A 211-nucleotide genomic window follows, 5' to 3' on the forward strand; every position below is an offset into this window, starting at 1 on the left:
TCCTGATTGTCACTACATTTGCACTTGAATGGTGGAGGGAGAAGGATTCGAACCTTCGAAGGCAGAGCCGTCAGATTTACAGTCTGATCCCTTTGGCCGCTCGGGAACCCCTCCACAGGGGCAAAGCATATATTATTCGGCCATATCAATCGGGAAAATGGTGGAGGGAGAAGGATTCGAACCTTCGAAGGCAGAGCCGTCAGATTTACAG

The 211-nt window shown here is 50.2% G+C and carries 1 tRNA gene; it reads right to left on the reverse strand.

Annotation, left to right across the window (positions count from 1 at the left end):
- Positions 1–29: 29 nt before the first annotated feature.
- Positions 30–114, reverse strand: a tRNA-Tyr gene (locus tag AACS18_RS05905).
- Positions 115–211 lie beyond the last annotated feature (97 nt).

This window comes from Aeromonas sp. HMWF015, from assembly GCF_963878965.1.
Classification (GTDB): domain Bacteria; phylum Pseudomonadota; class Gammaproteobacteria; order Enterobacterales; family Aeromonadaceae; genus Aeromonas; species Aeromonas veronii.